General features: G+C 53.1%; 11 protein-coding genes. All 11 read right to left on the bottom strand.

Translation table 11 applies throughout. The features are described from left to right. Window positions 1-18: 18 nt before the first annotated feature. Window positions 19-2,724 carry a preprotein translocase subunit SecA gene (secA, locus tag N7268_RS09060; RefSeq protein WP_260862579.1) on the bottom strand — a complete coding sequence of 902 codons (2,706 nt, stop codon included), beginning with the start codon at window positions 2,722-2,724 and terminating at the stop codon, window positions 19-21. A 61-nt stretch (window positions 2,725-2,785) separates the two neighbouring features. Continuing rightward, entirely contained in the window at window positions 2,786-3,292 is a 507-nt protein-coding gene (gene secM / locus N7268_RS09055; protein WP_198906462.1) for a secA translation cis-regulator SecM, read from the bottom strand. Window positions 3,293-3,573: 281 nt separating this feature from the next. After that, the gene (lpxC, locus tag N7268_RS09050) at window positions 3,574-4,491 is read right to left on the bottom strand and encodes a UDP-3-O-acyl-N-acetylglucosamine deacetylase (protein WP_260862578.1); all 918 of its coding nucleotides are present in this window, start codon (window positions 4,489-4,491) and stop codon (window positions 3,574-3,576) included. A gap of 100 nt (window positions 4,492-4,591) precedes the next feature. Beyond that, window positions 4,592-5,743: a cell division protein FtsZ gene (ftsZ, locus tag N7268_RS09045; RefSeq protein WP_198906464.1), complete on the bottom strand. Its 1,152-nt coding sequence runs from the start codon at window positions 5,741-5,743 to the stop codon at window positions 4,592-4,594. Window positions 5,744-5,856: 113 nt separating this feature from the next. Next, window positions 5,857-7,119, bottom strand: coding sequence for a cell division protein FtsA (gene ftsA / locus N7268_RS09040; protein ID WP_003018755.1), 1,263 nt, complete (start codon window positions 7,117-7,119; stop codon window positions 5,857-5,859). Beyond that, a complete protein-coding gene (gene ftsQ, locus N7268_RS09035) occupies window positions 7,116-7,949 on the bottom strand; it encodes a cell division protein FtsQ (protein ID WP_260862577.1) in 834 nt (277 codons plus the stop codon). The genes ftsA and ftsQ overlap by 4 nt, the downstream gene beginning before the upstream one ends. A gap of 1 nt (window position 7,950) precedes the next feature. Continuing rightward, window positions 7,951-8,871, bottom strand: coding sequence for a D-alanine--D-alanine ligase (locus N7268_RS09030; protein WP_260862576.1), 921 nt, complete (start codon window positions 8,869-8,871; stop codon window positions 7,951-7,953). Next, window positions 8,864-10,339: a UDP-N-acetylmuramate--L-alanine ligase gene (murC, locus tag N7268_RS09025; protein WP_260862575.1), complete on the bottom strand. Its 1,476-nt coding sequence runs from the start codon at window positions 10,337-10,339 to the stop codon at window positions 8,864-8,866. Before murC ends, N7268_RS09030 begins: the two co-directional genes overlap by 8 nt. A gap of 53 nt (window positions 10,340-10,392) precedes the next feature. After that, window positions 10,393-11,460 carry an undecaprenyldiphospho-muramoylpentapeptide beta-N-acetylglucosaminyltransferase gene (murG, locus tag N7268_RS09020; RefSeq protein ID WP_260862574.1) on the bottom strand — a complete coding sequence of 356 codons (1,068 nt, stop codon included), beginning with the start codon at window positions 11,458-11,460 and terminating at the stop codon, window positions 10,393-10,395. Further along, the gene (gene ftsW / locus N7268_RS09015; RefSeq protein ID WP_260862573.1) at window positions 11,457-12,701 is read right to left on the bottom strand and encodes a cell division protein FtsW; all 1,245 of its coding nucleotides are present in this window, start codon (window positions 12,699-12,701) and stop codon (window positions 11,457-11,459) included. Before ftsW ends, murG begins: the two co-directional genes overlap by 4 nt. After that, window positions 12,701-14,017 carry a UDP-N-acetylmuramoyl-L-alanine--D-glutamate ligase gene (murD, locus tag N7268_RS09010; protein ID WP_198906471.1) on the bottom strand — a complete coding sequence of 439 codons (1,317 nt, stop codon included), beginning with the start codon at window positions 14,015-14,017 and terminating at the stop codon, window positions 12,701-12,703. Before murD ends, ftsW begins: the two co-directional genes overlap by 1 nt. Window position 14,018: the final 1 nt, after the last annotated feature.

Here is a 14,018-nt window from a genome sequence, read left to right as displayed (position 1 = left end):
TTTCAATACGTTATTTTCTTAGCTCAGACGGCCATGGCACTGTTTGTATTTTTTACCAGAACCACAAGGGCACGGATCGTTACGACCTACTTTACGATCGCCAGTCTGTGCCGCCAACTCTTCTGCGGCTGCAGTATCATCACCTTTATGGCTCAGCTGCTGCATCTGCGCTAAACGCTCAGCTTCTTCACGACGCTGCTGTTCCATGGCTTCCACTTCTTCAGGCATACGTACCTGAACTTTGCTCAACGTGCTGATCACTTCATATTTCAGCGATTCCAGCATTGAGGCAAACATGGAGAAGGACTCACGTTTGTATTCCTGTTTCGGATCCTTCTGCGCATAACCACGCAGGTGAATACCCTGACGCAGGTAATCCATCGCGGCAAGGTGCTCTTTCCACAGGGAATCGAGGGTTTGCAGCATCACGCCTTTTTCGAAGTGACGCATCATTTCTGCGCCCACAACTTCTTCTTTACGCTGATAAACTTCAATGGCATTCGCCAGAATACGTTCACGCAGCGTTTCTTCGTGCAGCTCAGGTTCCTTATCCAGCCACTCGGAAATCGGCATGTCGAGATCGAAGTCGTTTTTCAAACGTTCCTGCAGACCCGGAATATCCCACATCTCTTCCAAAGACTGAGGCGGAATGTATGCATCGATTGTCGCTTTAAACACATCTTCGCGGATGCTGTTGATGGTTTCGCTGACATCTGTTACGTCCAGCAGTTCGTTACGCTGAGTATAGATAGCACGACGCTGATCGTTAGCAACATCATCATATTCAAGCAGTTGCTTACGAATATCAAAGTTACGGCTTTCTACTTTACGCTGGGCGTTCGCAATCGCTTTAGTCACCCATGGGTGTTCAATGGCTTCACCCGGCTTCATACCCAGTTTACGCATCATGCCTGACACACGATCGGAGGCAAAAATACGCATCAGCGCATCTTCCATTGACAGGTAGAAACGTGAAGAGCCTGCGTCACCCTGACGACCAGAACGGCCACGTAACTGGTTATCGATACGACGTGATTCGTGTCGTTCGGTACCAATAATGTGCAAACCACCAGAAGCCAATACCGCATCATGGCGAACCTGCCACTCTGCTTTAATCTTCGCTATCTGCTCTTCAGTCGGGTTTTCCAGCTCGGCGACTTCTGCCTGCCAGCTACCACCCAGCACGATATCCGTACCACGACCCGCCATGTTTGTCGCGATAGTGACCGCTGACGGATAACCCGCCTGCGCGACAATCGCGGCTTCGTTAGCGTGGAACTTGGCGTTAAGCACGTTGTGCTTGATGCCAGCTTTGGTCAGCTCATTAGAGACCACTTCAGATTTTTCAATGGAGATAGTACCGACCAGCACTGGCTGACCATTTGCGGTACGCTCTTTAATGTCTTCAATGATTGCCTGAATTTTTTCCGCTTCGGTCATGTACACCAGATCCGGCAAATCCTTACGGATCATCGGACGGTTGGTCGGCACGACAACGGTATCCAGCTTGTAGATAGAGCTGAATTCAAATGCTTCGGTGTCTGCGGTACCGGTCATACCAGCCAGTTTTTCATACAGACGGAAGTAGTTCTGGAAGGTGATGGATGCCAGCGTCTGGTTTTCGTTCTGGATATCCACACCTTCTTTCGCTTCCACCGCCTGGTGCAGACCATCGGACCAGCGACGCCCCTGCATGGTACGTCCGGTGTGTTCATCGACGATGATAACTTCACCGTCTTTCACGATGTAGTCAACATCACGCGTGAACAGCACATGAGCACGCAGCGCGGCGGTAACGTGATGCATCAGCATAATGTTGCCCGGTGAGTACAAAGACTCGCCTTCATCCATAATGCCTTCGTTCACCAGCAGTTCTTCAATCAGCACCAGACCACGTTCTGTCAGGTTAACCTGACGCGCTTTCTCATCAACAGAGAAGTGGCCTTCGCCCTGGAAAGTGTCAGAGTCTTCCTTCTCCTGACGAATCAGGTGAGGGATGATTTTATTCACTTTTTTGTACAGTTCCGAGCTGTCCTCAGCCGGACCGGAAATGATCAACGGCGTACGCGCTTCATCGATCAGGATGGAGTCAACTTCATCCACCAGCGCATAGTGCAGTTTACGTTGAACGCGCTCTTCCGGGCTAAACGCCATGTTGTCGCGCAGGTAGTCAAAACCGTATTCGTTGTTGGTACCGTAGGTGATATCTGCTGCATAAGCTTCACGCTTCGCTGGCGCAGGCAAACCAGACATGTTGATGCCGACGGTCATGCCGAGGAATTCAAACAGCGGGCGGTTATTTTCGGCGTCACGCTGCGCCAGATAGTCGTTGACGGTGACCACGTGCACACCTTTACCGCTTAACGCGTTCAGGTACGCAGGCAAGGTTGCGGTCAGGGTTTTACCTTCACCCGTACGCATCTCTGCAATGCAGCGATCGTTCAGTACCATGCCGCCCAGTAACTGAACGTCGAAGTGACGCATGCCGAACACACGTTTACTGGCTTCGCGAACAACGGCAAACGCTTCCGGGATCAGGCTCTCAACACTTGCGCCTTTTTCCAGACGTGCGCGAAATTCAGCGGTCTTCGCTTTCAGTTCGTCATCGGAGAGTTTTTCCATCTCCGGTTCCATCGCGTTAATGACGTTGACCACTTTACGCATACGACGCAGCGTACGCTCGTTACGGCTACCGAATACTTTCGTTAATAATTTGATTAGCATAATAAAATCTCAAACGCCCCGCGTTGCGGAGTCAAAAAATTATAAGTTAGAAGGTTCTTTTTTAGCTGAGGCGTTGAGGGCCAGCGCGGATCCCCTGCTGCTGGCTAATCCAGACAGGGATGCTAAACGCGGCTTGAGAAGTAAAATGCGCATACGTCACGCGACTTACGGTTGCTGGCGGCCTGCCTTCCTGCGTCAGCATCGCGCTAAGCGTATTCAGTAAAGCAAGATGATGCGCCTGAATCGGTAAGGGTTCTTCAGCAACGGGCAGCGCCTGGGGAGCCATTGCAAAGGAAAGATGGCGAATAACCGTACGGATAGCATGTTGATGCCAGTAATCGACGGTAAAATTCGGGCGGCGATTGCTCGCCTCCAGCAAAGCAAGCTGGCTAAAGTTAACCTTCGCAGATTGATCGTGATTGCTGGCAGTCGCCTTCGCGGGCGTATTCGGTTCAGCAGCATTCGCGAGCGCGGGCAGGCCAAAACTCGCCGCGACCATCCCCAACAGGAGATGCGGCCAGAAGTACCGTCTGCCTAACTGTCGCCAGCGCGTCAGTATTCCACTCACGTTATTGCCACCTGATATACCCTGCGTTTGGGGTTACGAATGCAAAACATCTTTTGCGCACAAATATTATCATTAAAGCGTACGCTCCACAGCAGTAATGACGATAAGTCGCGGGTAAATATGCTTAAGAAAGCAGCAGTCGCACTGTATTTTTCGTTAACAGCTGCGGAAAATAGCGTCGGGAAAAACGGAGATCAATCGGTAGATAAAAAAACGACTGGTTCACCTGGCCGGAGAGAGTGCCAGATTTACCAGTCGAATTTATGCGACAGAGTGTGTCGTTATGCCAGTACAGTCGAAGGTGCTTTGAACGCCAACGGCAGTTCTGCATCGTCCTCGAAGGTCACAAATTCCCAGGCTTCCTGTTTTGCCAGGACGGCCTGCAACAATTTGTTATTCAGCGCATGACCGGATTTATACGCGGTAAATGCACCAATAATGTTGTGACCACACATGAACAAGTCACCGATCGCGTCGAGCATTTTGTGACGAACGAATTCATCTTCAAAACGCAGGCCGTCTTCGTTCAGTACGCGATAATCGTCAACAACGATGGCACAATCGAAGCTGCCGCCCAGGCACAGGCCACGGGACTGCAGATATTCGATATCACGCATGAAGCCAAAAGTACGAGCGCGACTAATCTGACGCATGAACGCATCCGCAGAGAAGTTCATCGCATAGCGCTGGGTGCTGGAGTCAATTGCCGGGTGGTTAAAGTCGATGGTGAAATCCAACGTAAAACCATTGTACGGCTTGAATTCAGCCCACTTGTCGCCATCTTCAACACGAACGGTCTCTTTGATGCGTACAAATTTCTTCGCGCTTCTCAGTTCTTCAATACCTGCATCTAACAGCAGGTAAACGAACGGAGCTGCGCTGCCATCCATGATCGGGATTTCCGGGGCGTTAACTTCAATAATGATGTTATCGATACCCAGTCCAGCCAGAGCAGCGTTAAGGTGCTCTACGGTTGAAATCCGTACATCATGCTCATTGACCAGACACGTACAGAGCATGGTATCACGCACAGATTTGGCATCGGCCGGGAAATCTACCGGAGGATTCAAGTCGGTGCGACGATAGATGACCCCGGTGTTGGCCGGCGCAGGGCGTAATGTCAGGGTGACTTTTTTGCCGGTATGCAAACCGACGCCAGTCGCCTGAACGATACGTTTAAGAGTCCTTTGTTTGATCATCGTATAATCTCGCCAAATTACCTATCCAACCGAAGTGTACTACACATTCGGTGGGCCAGTTTAGCACAAAGAGCCACAATTCCCAAATTCCAGCTAATTCTTAATCAGCTTGCTTACGCAGGAATGCGGGGATATCCAGATAATCCGGCTCTTTTGTCGTCTGCGGCGTATTGTCGTTAACCACTTTAGCCACCGGTTTCTGCTCTTGCGTCAACGGCGCCATACCGTGCTGCTGGTAGCGATCCATAACGGGCTGCTGTACCTGTTTGTTGGTCACCAGAGTGATTTCAGGACGTTTGTCCATACCAATTCCAGTAGCAACAACGGTTACGCGCAGTTCGTCGTTCATATCCGGGTCAAGAGAAGTACCGATAACCACAGTCGCGTTATCCGATGCAAAGGCACGGATCGTGTTACCCACGGTTTCGAACTCATCCAGACGCAGGTCGAAGCCCGCAGTAATGTTGACCAGTACGCCGCGCGCGCCAGACAGATCGATGTCTTCCAGCAGCGGAGAAGAGATAGCCATTTCAGCCGCTTCTTCTGCGCGATCTTCACCGCTCGCCACACCAGAACCCATCATCGCGTAGCCCATTTCGGACATCACGGTGCGCACGTCTGCAAAGTCAACGTTCATCAGGCCTGGACGGGTGATCAGTTCAGCGATACCCTGGACCGCGCCTTTCAGCACGTCGTTTGCTGCGCCAAACGCGTCAAGCAGGGAGATACCGCGACCCAGTACTTTCAGCAGTTTGTCGTTCGGAATTGTAATCAGAGAGTCCACGTGTTTGGACAGCTCGGTGATACCCTGCTCCGCGAATGCCATACGCTTCTTGCCTTCAAAGTTGAAAGGCTTGGTCACGACAGCAACGGTCAGGATACCTAAATCTTTTGCTACCTCAGCAACAACTGGTGCCGCACCGGTACCGGTACCGCCACCCATGCCCGCTGCGATAAACACCATGTCTGCGCCTTCAAGCGCCGCGCGCAGGGCTTCACGGTCTTCATCAGCCGCATTGCGACCGACTTCCGGGTTTGCGCCCGCACCCAATCCCTTGGTAATGCCGCTACCAATCTGGATGGTCTGTCCAACCGCTGTTTTACGCAACGCCTGCGCGTCGGTATTCACCGCGAAGAATTCAACACCTTCGATGCGCTCACGCACCATGTGTTCAACAGCATTACCGCCGCCGCCGCCGACGCCGATGACTTTAATCACCGCGTCGTTGGTTAGTTCCATAGGTTCAAACATAGTTTCTCTCTCCGTTTTACACTTCACTCTTTAAGCCACTTCAATGCAACCTGAAGAGCTTTGTGTATTGCGCCTGTCGCCTGAGGCCGTAATTTTTGCCAGCCTCATAAAAATTAAAACTCTTTTCTCAGCCAGCTATTGAGTCGTTTGATCCACGAGCCAACTGAAGCCGTTACACGTTTTTCAACTTCAGCTTCACCACTTAAATGGGATTCTTTCCCGTAGTGAAGCAACCCTACCGCCGTTGAATAATACGGCTCTTGGGCATAATCTGTTAGACCGGTAATGTTCAGCGGCGCACCAATACGCACCTGCGTATGGAACACGCGTTGAGCGCAGGCAGCAAGGCCTTCAATTTGCGCTGCACCACCGGTTAACACAATCCCCGCCGCCAGATGATGTTTCACACCCTGCTGGCGAAGCTGTTCTTGTAATTGCAAAATTTCTTCGTTGACCAGGTTAAGCAGCTCGGTATAACGCGGCTCAATCACCTCAGCCAACGTCTGACGTTGCAGACTACGCGGCGGACGACCGCCCACGCTTGGCACTTCAACGCTCTCATCTTTACCCACGATAGAACCCAGCGCGCAACCATGGCGAACTTTGATGGCTTCGGCATCGCTCGGCGGCGTACCAAAGGCATACGCGATATCGCTGGTTACCACATTCCCTGCATAAGGGATCACTTTGGTATGGCGCAATGCCCCGCCAGTATAAACGGCGATATCCATTGTACCACCACCAATATCGACCACGCAGACACCCAGTTCACGTTCATCTTCCGTCAAAACAGAATAACTGGCTGCCAACCCGGCAAAGATAAGTTGGTCAACTTTCAGGCCACAACGTTCAACGGCTTTGACAATATTCTTCGCCATGTCGTTGTGGCAGGTAATCAGATGTACTTTTGCCTGCATCCGCACACCGGAAAGCCCCACCGGGTTTTTAATGCCTTCCTGGTAGTCAATGGCGTATTCTTGCGGAATAACGTGCAGAACACGATGTTCATCGCGTACGCGTACCGACTTCGCGGTATGCACAACGTTTTCCACATCTTCCTGTGTCACTTCCTCTTCGGAAATGGGCACCATACCAATTTCATTCTGACAGCTAATATGTTTACCAGAAAGCGCCAGATACACCGAGGAAATCTGGCAGTCTGCCATCAGTTCAGCCTGGTCAATGGCGCGTTGTACGCACTTCACCACTGACTCAAGGTCATTCACCCCGCCTTTATCCATACCTCGCGATGGGCAACTGCCCACGCCAATGATATTGACCATACCGTCGGGCAGAACTTCCCCTACTAAAGCGGCTACCTTCGCGGTGCCAATCTCCAGTCCAACTACCAGTTTTCTGTCCGTCGCCTTGATCATTGTTGTTCTGCCTGTGCCTGATTCTGTTGCTGATTAGATTCCTCAGGAGGCAAGGGAACCCAGCCTACTGCCGCTCCTGAGTCATAACGCAAATCAACGTAGCTAATCCGTTTGCCATCGGTTTGCGCCTGCTGCTGTAAAACCGGGTAGAGTTCCACAAAGCGAGCCAAACGTTTTATCGTATCGCCCCTGCCCAGATTCAGCTTAATGTCGTTATTGAGCGTCAACTGCCAGGAACGACGAGCGGTCATTGCCGCTTCCTTCAGGGTGAATCTATCCTTAGCCAGCACCTGCCCCATATCGTGGAACCCTTGCAACACTTCACTTGCGCTGCCTTCCGGGCCATACAACATGGGTAATACCTGCTTGTTAGCCCGACCGGTCGGTATGCTGAACGTATTCCCTTCAGCATCCACCATATGTTGGTCATTCCAACGCGCTATCGGCACATATTCAACCAGATGAATCTTCAATTCATCGGGCCACTGTTTTCTGACGCTCGCCTGCTTGATCCAGGGGAGCCGTTCAATCTGGCTCTGGATGATGTTCACATCCTGAGTCATAAAGGTTCCCGGTGCGCCCAGCGCCAGAATGGACTGACGAATATCGTCATTGCGCGTGTAATGCCGTTCACCGGTCAACACCAGTTTCGACAAAGGTAAACGCTGCGCATCTTCCATCCATCCCAACACAACCCAGCCGCTCACAAACACGGTGCACAGCACTGTCAGCAGAAACAGTATTCCTGCAAGACGCGTTCCATTATTGCGGCGTGAGGAGAGAACCTCTTCTTCATCACCGTTTCGCGTGTTCAGCGCAGCCTGCGACATATCAGTCCGCCAACTCCAGAATTCGTACCACCAGTTGCGAGAAGCTCAGGCCCGCCTGACGCGCCGCCATCGGCACCAGACTATGGCTGGTCATACCCGGAGAGGTATTCGCTTCCAGCAGATAAAACTGGTCATCGCTGTCCAGCATGACGTCGATACGTCCCCAACCTTCACAACCCAACGCAGTCCACGCTTTCAGGACTAAAGCCTGCAAAGCGGCCTCTTGTTCATCTTCCAGACCTGCCGGGCAGAAATATTGTGTCTCATCAGAGAGATACTTTGCCTCATAATCATAGAAGGTTCCCGCCGGTTGGATACGAATTGACGGTAAAATTTCTTCGCCAAGCATCGCAACTGTGAATTCCGGGCCACTTAGCCATTTTTCGATCAGTACTTCTTCATCATGCTGAAAAGCCAATGCTAATGCAGCATGCAAAGCATTTTCTTCTTCAACTTTTGACATTCCTACGCTGGAACCTTCACGGCTTGGCTTCACAATCAGCGGTAAACCTAGCGCAGAAATATTCTTCGTTATCTCGTCGCTCAGGCCTTTTTCGAACTCAGTGCGGGTCAATGCGACCCATGGCGCAACGGGCAAACCCGCCCCCTGCCACAGCAATTTGCTGCGCAGTTTGTCCATTGAGATGGCGGAAGCCATGACGCCGCTGCCGGTATACGGCAGACCAATCAGCTCCAGCATGCCCTGCAGGGTACCATCTTCACCACCACGGCCGTGCAGCGCAATAAACACCTTCTTAAAACCCATTGATTTCAAAAGGGTGACATCGACCTCTTTCGGATCAATCGGGTGCGCATCCACACCACCTTCACGTAAACCAGCCAGTACCGCTGCGCCGGAATTCAGTGAAACTTCTCGCTCTGCGGAGGTTCCCCCCAACAGGACTGCGATTTTATCAGCCATGTTGTTCTTCCTCCGGGTTTTGCGGCTTCAGTTTGATTTCAGCTAAGGAACGCGCGATTTTGCCGATATTTCCAGCACCCTGTACCAAAATCAGGTCGTTGCCCGTTAAGACTGGCGCCAGCATTTCGGCAACCTGAGCCGGATCGGAGACCAGAATAGGGTCGATCTTACCGCGACCACGAATCGTACGACACAGTGAACGGCTGTCAGCGCCTGGAATCGGGGCTTCGCCCGCTGCGTAGACGTCCAGCATCAGCAGTGAATCGACCTGCGTCAGTACATTAGCAAAATCGTCATACAGATCGCGGGTACGTGTGAAACGGTGCGGCTGGAACAGCATCACCAAATTTTTATCCGGCCAACCCGCGCGTGCCGCTTTAATCGTTGCATCCACTTCCGTAGGGTGATGACCGTAGTCATCGACCAGCATTGCCGTGCCCGCTTTTCCGTTCACAGCTTCAAGCGGGAACTCCCCGAGGAAGTCAAAGCGACGTCCGGTGCCCTGGAAGCTTTCCAGCGCGCGCAAAATCGCGTCGTCTTCAATCCCTTCTTCGGTTGCTACCGCAACAGCCGCCGCCGCGTTCAACGCGTTGTGACGGCCCGGCGCATTCAGCGTAACGCGCAGTTCGGCCATCCCCTGACGCACCAGCGTGAAGTGTCCCTGCGGACCGATTTGCTGATAATCCTCAACGCGCACATCAGCATCATCGCTAAAACCATACGTTGTGGTCTGGCGACCGACACGAGGTAACAATTCGCGGATCACCGGATCGTCTACACACATCACCGCACGACCATAAAACGGCAGGTTATGCAGGAAATTAATAAACGTCTGCTTTAAATTTTCGAAGTCGCCATGGTAGGTATCCATATGGTCAGCTTCGATATTGGTGACAATCGCCACCATTGGCTGCAAATGCAGGAACGACGCATCGCTCTCATCCGCTTCGGCAATCAAATAACGGCTGTGGCCCAAACGCGCATGTACGCCTGCCGCTTTCACCAGACCGCCGTTAACGAAGGTTGGATCCAGCCCCGCTTCCGCGTAGATGCTGGAGACCATCGCAGTGGTCGTGGTTTTACCGTGCGTCCCGGCAATGGCGATACCGTGACGAAAACGCATTAATTCAGCCAACATCTCAGCACGGCGAATCACCGGAATACGCGCTTCATGCGCCGCAACAATTTCCGGGTTATCCGCTGAAATGGCACTGGAAACCACCACCACACTCGCATCACGCACGTTTTCCGGGCGATGGTTAAAGAAAATAGTGGCACCCAGGCTCGTTAACTGCTGCGTAACCGGATTTGGCGCTAAGTCAGAACCGCTGATCTGATAACCTTCATTGGCCAAAACTTCGGCAATACCGCCCATACCAGCACCACCGATGCCGACAAAGTGAATGTGCCGAACGCGACGCATTTCGGGCACGATGGAACGCAGTTTTGCCAATTGTTGTGTATTCATTCTTTACGCCATTAACTTCGAAATATCCTGCGATGCAAAAGGCATCGCCACAATTACACCCGGGCAGCCCGACTGACTTCGTTTGCAACACGCTCAGTGGCATCCGGTATGGATGCAGCGCGCGCACGTTCTGCCATGGTTAATAAAGTTTCTCGCGACCACCCGGAAAGGGTGCTGGCGACGGCATCCACAGTAAACTGCGGCTGCTCTAAAATTTTGGCTGCGCCCGCTTTTTCCAGCGGCAACGCATTCCAGTACTGCTGCCTGTCTTTGTGCTGGAATGGCACAAACAGCGCCGGTAAACCTGCAGCGGCAATCTCGCTTACCGTCAGTGCGCCTGAACGGCAAACCACCACATCAGCCCAGGCGTAAGCGGCAGCCATATCATCGATAAATTCCGTGACTTTATGCTGCGGCTGTCCGGCTTCGACGTAAGCCTGTTCCACCGTCTGCTGCGCGCCTTTCCCACTCTGATGCCAGATAGTCACCGCATCGCCAAGCTTTGCAGCAACCTGCGGCATTGTCTGGTTCAGTACGCGCGCGCCCTGAGAACCACCGACCACCAGCACGCGAACCGGACCTTCACGTCCAGCCAGGCGCACCTCAGGTAATGGCAGCGCCAGAACATCGGTACGCACCGGATTCCCCACCACTTCCGCATTTGGGAAGGCGCCAGGAAATGCCTGCATCACCGTCGTTGCGATCTTCGCCAGCCATTTATTGGTTAAGCCTGCAATGCCGTTTTGTTCGTGCAGCACCACCGGGATACCTAATGACCAGGCTGCGAGGCCGCCAGGACCAGACACATAACCGCCCATACCCAGCACCACATCAGGCTTAAACTGCTTCATGATGGCGCGAGCCTGTCGCCAGGCATTAAAAATACGCACTGGCGCGGCCAGTAACGCGTTGATACCTTTTCCACGCAAACCGGAGATGCGAATGAAATCAATGTCAATGCCATGCTTCGGCACTAAGTCCGCTTCCATACGATCGGCGGTGCCGAGCCAACGAACCTGCCAGCCCTGGGCCATTAAATGGTGTGCGACCGCCAGTCCCGGGAACACATGTCCACCGGTACCGCCCGCCATCACCATTAACCGCTTCGGTTGACCACTCATCGTGCACCTCGTGTAAACGCCTGGGCTTTTTCCAGACGCGTTTCATAATCAATACGTAACAAAAACATGATGGCTGTCGACATGATCAACAAACTGGAACCACCATAACTGATCAGCGGTAGCGTCAGACCTTTCGTAGGCAACATACCTGCCGCCGCGCCGACGTTTACCAGCGCCTGAAAACTAAACCAGATCCCGATAGAGCAGGCCAGGAAGCCTGAAAAACGGTGGTCAATTTCCAGCGCCTTACGGCCAATCGACATCGCGCGAAAAGCGACGAAGAATACCATTAAAAGTGCCAGTACCACACCGATATAACCCAGCTCTTCCCCAATAATGGCGAAAATAAAGTCGGTGTGCGCTTCGGGTAAATACTCCAGCTTTTGTACCGAATTACCCAGCCCTTGCCCCCAAACCTCACCACGACCAAAGGCCATCAGAGATTGTGTGAGCTGGTAACCACTACCAAATGGATCTTCCCATGGGTTCCAGAAAGAGGTTACGCGGCGAATACGATACGGTTCGGCGAGGATCAGCAGCACGACCGCTGAGATCCCCATGCCGATGATGGCGATGAACTGCCACAATTTCGCACCGGCGAGAAACAACATTGCCAACGTAGTAACAAACAGTACCACCACCGTACCGAGGTCAGGCTGCGCCAGCAGCAGAACCGCGAGTACCAGAATCACGCCCATCGGTTTTAAGAAGCCGCGCAGGTTGTTACGGACTTCATCAACTTTACGCACCAGATAGTTGGCGAGATAACAAAACAATGACAGCTTGGTAAATTCCGCAGGCTGAATACGCAACGGTCCCAGCGCAATCCAGCGCGATGCCCCGTTAACGGAGCTCCCCACCACCAGTACAATCAGCAGCATAATGATCGAGGCGATCAACATCGTCGTACTGTACTTTTGCCAGAACTCCATCGGCAGACGCAGCGTGACCATAGCCAGACAGAATGCCAGGAAGATGTACAGTGCATCACGCTTGGCAAACAGGAAAGGATCCCCCGCCAGACGTTGCCCGACGGGCATTGACGCCGATGTGACCATCACAAAACCGATCGCTGCCAGACCAAACGTCAACCACAGCAGCGTGCGGTCGTACATGATCAGGCTGTCCGCGTCTTTATCACGCGAAGCCATCACCCAGCCTTTAAGTGCCGCAAAGACCCACGCCAGGACGCCAAATCCCGGTAAGCGCGGCATTTTCAGACGAGGGAGAGATAAGCGCATCAACCCAACTCCTTCGCCAGGCGGGTGAAGACGTCGCCTCGCTGTTCAAAATTCTTGAACTGATCGAGACTGGCGCAAGCGGGTGACAACAGCACCATATCACCCGGCTTCACGCGCGGAGCGAGCAGGCGCATTGCGTCTTCCATCGTTTCAGTCTGTTCGGCGATTTCCGGGCGCAGAGCAGCCAGTTGCCCACCGTCACGGCCAAAGCAGTACAGACGCACGCGATCGCCGTGCAAATAGCGCTCCAGCGAAGAGAAATCTGCGGATTTGCCATCACCACCCAGCAGCAGGTGCAGCGTGCCATCGACATGCAACCCGTTTAATGCGGCTTCAGTGCTGCCCACATTGGTCGCTTTGGAGTCGTTAATCCAACGTACGCCGTTATGCTCCAGCACGAGCTGGAAGCGGTGCGCCAGTCCGGTAAAGGTCGTCAGCGCTTTCAGGCTTGACGCTCGCGGCAGACCCGCCGCATCCGCCAGCGCCAGCGCAGCCAGGGCGTTGGTATAATTATGCTGACCAGAAAGCGTCATCTCTTTCACGTTCAGGACTTTTTCACCCTTCACTCGCAGCCAGGTTTCCCCTAGCTGGCGGTTAAGGTGATAGTCACCCATATTGACGCCAAAGCTCACGCAACGCTCATCCGCCCCGCGAATTGGCATCGTCAGCGCATCGTCTGCGTTTACCACACAGACTTTCGCATTCTCATAGACGCGCAGTTTCGCCGCGCGGTACTGCTGCAGACCAAACGGATAACGATCCATATGATCTTCGGTCACGTTCAGAATGGTGGCGGCTACCGCATGCAGGCTGGAGGTCGTTTCCAACTGGAAGCTGGACAGCTCCAGAACATACAGTTCGCGCTCAGCATCCAATAGCATCAGCGCGGGCAGGCCAATGTTGCCGCCAACACCGACATTCACCCCGGCGGCTTTCGCCATCTCGCCGACCAGCGTGGTAACGGTGCTTTTCCCGTTAGAGCCGGTAATCGCGACAACAGGTGCCTGCGCTTCGCGACAGAACAATTCGATATCGCCGACAATCTCGATGCCCGCATCCGCGGCAGCGCTTAACGAAGGGTGCGCCAGAGCAATACCAGGGCTGGCGACGATTAAATCCGCCGCCATCAGCCAGTCATCATTCAGACTGCCGACATGGCGCTCAACCGCTTCCGGTAATTTGTCCAGCCCCGGCGGCGTCATGCGGGTATCCATGACACGCGGCGTAACGCCACGCGCGAGGAAGAAATCCACGCACGACAAGCCGGTCAAACCCAGACCGATAATGACGACTTTTTTACCCTGGTAATCAGCCATG

It is taken from the genome of Citrobacter sp. Marseille-Q6884 (genome assembly GCF_945906775.1).
GTDB lineage: Bacteria > Pseudomonadota > Gammaproteobacteria > Enterobacterales > Enterobacteriaceae > Citrobacter.
This window is presented reverse-complemented; position numbering and strand designations above follow the sequence as displayed.

What these genes read in the sequence shown, in the direction of transcription:
- ftsA (WP_003018755.1), bottom strand. Translation starts at nt 7,119, where the DNA reads ATGATCAAGGCGACGGACAGAAAACTGGTAGTTGGACTGGAGATTGGC.
- ftsZ (WP_198906464.1), bottom strand. Translation starts at nt 5,743, where the DNA reads ATGTTTGAACCTATGGAACTAACCAACGACGCGGTGATTAAAGTCATC.
- murD (WP_198906471.1), bottom strand. Translation starts at nt 14,017, where the DNA reads ATGGCTGATTACCAGGGTAAAAAAGTCGTCATTATCGGTCTGGGTTTG.
- murG (WP_260862574.1), bottom strand. Translation starts at nt 11,460, where the DNA reads ATGAGTGGTCAACCGAAGCGGTTAATGGTGATGGCGGGCGGTACCGGT.
- ftsW (WP_260862573.1), bottom strand. Translation starts at nt 12,701, where the DNA reads ATGCGCTTATCTCTCCCTCGTCTGAAAATGCCGCGCTTACCGGGATTT.
- murC (WP_260862575.1), bottom strand. Translation starts at nt 10,339, where the DNA reads ATGAATACACAACAATTGGCAAAACTGCGTTCCATCGTGCCCGAAATG.
- secA (WP_260862579.1), bottom strand. Translation starts at nt 2,724, where the DNA reads ATGCTAATCAAATTATTAACGAAAGTATTCGGTAGCCGTAACGAGCGT.
- N7268_RS09030 (WP_260862576.1), bottom strand. Translation starts at nt 8,871, where the DNA reads ATGGCTGATAAAATCGCAGTCCTGTTGGGGGGAACCTCCGCAGAGCGA.
- ftsQ (WP_260862577.1), bottom strand. Translation starts at nt 7,949, where the DNA reads ATGTCGCAGGCTGCGCTGAACACGCGAAACGGTGATGAAGAAGAGGTT.
- lpxC (WP_260862578.1), bottom strand. Translation starts at nt 4,491, where the DNA reads ATGATCAAACAAAGGACTCTTAAACGTATCGTTCAGGCGACTGGCGTC.